Raw genomic sequence first — 3,646 nt, 5'->3', positions numbered from 1 at the left:
TGGCTGTTTTACGCGTATGACAGGATACGGAGGACGGTTGTGGCGCACGTCTTCGGTGAACGCACTCTGGCCACACTGGAGCGTCTTCTGAGCCTGCTGTCGGCCTTTGAGGTCGTGGTATGGATGACGGATGGCTGGCCGCTGTATGAATCACGCCTGAAGGGAAAGCTGCACGTTATCAGCAAGCGTTACACTCAGCGCATTGAGCGACATAATCTGAATCTGAGACAACATCTGGCAAGGCTGGGACGGAAGTCACTGTCGTTCTCAAAATCGGTGGAGCTGCATGACAAGGTCATCGGGCATTATCTGAACATAAAACACTATCAGTAAGTTGGAGTCATTACCTGGGTGCCAGACCATAGCTGGGGTGGTTTCGAGGGCGGAATTAACCGTTTCTATGGCGGTTATCGTACCAATGATGGCACCGAAATCATGCTCAGTCTGCGTCAGGATTCCTCGCTGGATGACCTGCAATGGTGGGGCGATTTCACCCCCGATCTGGGCTACGTCATTCCCAATACCCGCGACATTATGACTGCGCTGAAGGTACAGAACTTAAGCGGCAACTTTCGTTATAGCGTCACCGCGACTCCTGCCGGACATCATGATGAAAGCAAAGCCTGGCTACATTTTGGCAAATACGATCGCTATGACGACAAATACACCTATCCGGCAATGATGAACGGTTACATCCAGTATGACCTTGCCGAAGGCATCACCTGGATGAACGGTCTGGAAATCACCGACGGCACAGGACAGCTCTATCTCACGGGCCTGCTAACTCCTAACTTTGCCGCTCGCGCCTGGCACCATACCGGACGCGCCGACGGGCTGGACGTACCGGGAAGTGAAAGTGGGATGATGGTGAGCGCCATGTATGAAGCGTTAAAGGGCGTTTATCTCTCCACCGCTTACACCTACGCCAAACATCGCCCTGACCACGCTGACGATGAAACCACCTCTTTCATGCAGTTTGGTATCTGGTACGAATACGGCGGCGGACGTTTCGCCACGGCTTTTGATAGCCGCTTCTACATGAAAAATGCCTCTCACGATCCCAGCGACCAAATCTTCCTGATGCAATATTTCTACTGGTAATAAGGACTGTAATTTCATGAAAATAAAAACTATTTTAACGCCAGTAACCTGCGCTCTGCTGATAAGTTTTTCCGCCCATGCCGCTAACGCCGACAATTATAAAAACGTGATTAACCGTACTGGCGCGCCGCAGTACATGAAGGATTACGATTACGACGATCACCAGCGTTTTAATCCGTTTTTCGATCTCGGAGCCTGGCATGGTCATCTGTTGCCAGACGGCCCTAACACCATGGGCGGCTTTCCGGGCGTTGCGCTGCTGACGGAAGAGTACATCAACTTTATGGCCAGCAATTTCGACCGCCTGACCGTCTGGCAGGACGGCAAGAAAGTCGACTTTACGCTGGAGGCATACAGTATTCCCGGTGCGCTGGTGCAAAAACTGACAGCAAAAGATGTGCAAGTCGAAATGACTCTGCGCTTCGCCACGCCGCGCACGTCACTACTGGAAACCAAAATCACCAGCAATAAACCGCTGGATCTGGTGTGGGACGGCGAACTGCTGGAAAAACTGGAAGCGAAAGAAGGGAAACCGCTTTCCGATAAAACCATTGCTGGCGAATACCCTGACTATCAGCGCAAAATCAGCGCCACCCGTGATGGCCTGAAAGTCACCTTTGGCAAAGTGCGCGCCACCTGGGATCTGCTGACCTCCGGCGAATCGGAATATCAGGTGCATAAATCCCTGCCGGTGCAGACTGAAATCAACGGTAATCGCTTTACCAGTAAGGCGCATATCAACGGTTCGACCACGCTCTACACCACCTATTCCCATCTGCTGACCGCTCAGGAAGTTAGCAAAGAGCAAATGCAGATCCGCGATATTCTGGCGCGTCCGGCGTTTTATCTCACCGCCTCGCAGCAACGCTGGGAAGAATACCTGAAGAAAGGGTTAACCAATCCGGATGCGACGCCGGAACAGACGCGCGTCGCGGTGAAAGCGATCGAAACGCTCAACGGTAACTGGCGCTCACCGGGCGGTGCGGTGAAATTTAACACCGTTACACCGTCGGTGACCGGGCGCTGGTTCTCCGGCAATCAGACCTGGCCGTGGGATACCTAGAAGCAGGCGTTTGCGATGGCGCATTTCAATCCGGACATCGCCAAAGAGAATATCCGCGCGGTCTTCTCCTGGCAGATCCAGCCTGGCGACCGCGTGCGTCCGCAGGATGTGGGCTTTGTCCCCGACCTGATAGCGTGGAACCTTAGCCCCGAGCGTGGTGGCGATGGCGGCAACTGGAACGAACGTAATACCAAACCCAGCCTTGCCGCCTGGTCGGTGATAGAAGTGTACAACGTCACCCAGGATAAAGCCTGGTTGGCAGAGATGTACCCGAAACTGGTCGCCTATCACGACTGGTGGTTACGTAACCGCGATCACAACGGCAACGGCGTGCCGGAATATGGCGCGACCCGCGACAAAGCCCACAACACTGAGAGCGGCGAGATGCTGTTTGCGGTGAAGAAAGGCAACAAAGAAGAGACGCAGTCTGGGCTGAACAACTACGCCCGCGTGGTGGAGAAAGGCCAGTACGACAGTCTGGAAATTCCGGCACAGGTCGCTGCGTCGTGGGAATCGGGGCGTGATGATGCCGCCGTCTTTGGTTTTATCGACAAAGAACAGTTGGATAAATATGTCGCTAATGGTGGCAAACGTAGCGACTGGACGGTGAAATTCGCCGAAAACCGCAGTCAGGACGGAACGTTGCTGGGCTACTCGCTATTGCAGGAGTCGGTGGATCAGGCCAGCTATATGTACAGCGATAACCATTATCTGGCGGAGATGGCAACCATCCTCGGTAAGCCAGAAGAGGCCAAACGCTATCGCCAGTTGGCACAGCAGCTCGCGGACTACATCAACACCTGTATGTTCGACCCGACTACCCAGTTCTACTATGACGTACGTATTGAAGATAAACCACTGGCGAACGGCTGCGCGGGCAAACCGATTGTTGAGCGCGGTAAAGGGCCGGAAGGCTGGTCGCCGCTGTTTAACGGTGCGGCAACGCAGGCCAATGCCGACGCGGTGGTGAAGGTGATGCTCGATCCTAAAGAGTTCAACACCTTTGTCCCGCTGGGAACGGCGGCGTTAACCAATCCGGCTTTTGGCGCTGATATCTACTGGCGCGGGCGCGTATGGGTGGATCAGTTCTGGTTTGCTCTGAAAGGGATGGAGCGTTACGGTTATCGTGATGATGCCCTGAAGCTGGCGGATACGTTCTTCCGGCACGCCAAAGGATTAACCGCCGATGGCCCAATTCAGGAGAATTACAACCCGCTGACTGGCGCGCAGCAAGGCGCACCAAATTTCTCCTGGAGTGCCGCGCATTTGTATATGTTGTATAACGATTTTTTCCGTAAGCAATAATTTGCAACTGCTGGCGGATGCGGCGTAAACGCCTTATCCGCCCTACATGTGCAATCCTCCTGGCCGGATAAAACGCGGCAAGCGTTGCATCCGGCAACTGCACCGCGCCACTGGCGGATGCGGCGTGAACGCCTTATCCGCCCTACATGTGCGTCCCCGTAGGTCGGATAAGACGCG

Annotated in this window: 3 pseudogenes; all 3 read left to right on the top strand. The window is 54.3% G+C overall.

Annotated elements, in window-relative coordinates:
* Window positions 1–333, top strand: a pseudogene (locus tag BHE85_RS12115) (IS1-like element IS1X2 family transposase); the annotation flags it as partial.
* A gap of 15 nt (window positions 334–348) precedes the next feature.
* Window positions 349–1,101: pseudogene (gene ygjJ, locus BHE85_RS12110) on the top strand (protein YgjJ); the annotation flags it as partial.
* A 16-nt stretch (window positions 1,102–1,117) separates the two neighbouring features.
* Window positions 1,118–3,469 (top strand): annotated as a pseudogene (gene ygjK, locus BHE85_RS12105) (alpha-glucosidase).
* Window positions 3,470–3,646: the final 177 nt, after the last annotated feature.

The organism is Shigella sp. FC1567 (assembly GCF_001743015.1).
GTDB lineage: Bacteria > Pseudomonadota > Gammaproteobacteria > Enterobacterales > Enterobacteriaceae > Escherichia > Escherichia coli.
Note: the sequence above shows the minus strand (reverse complement) of the source record. Positions and strands in the feature narration are given on the sequence as shown.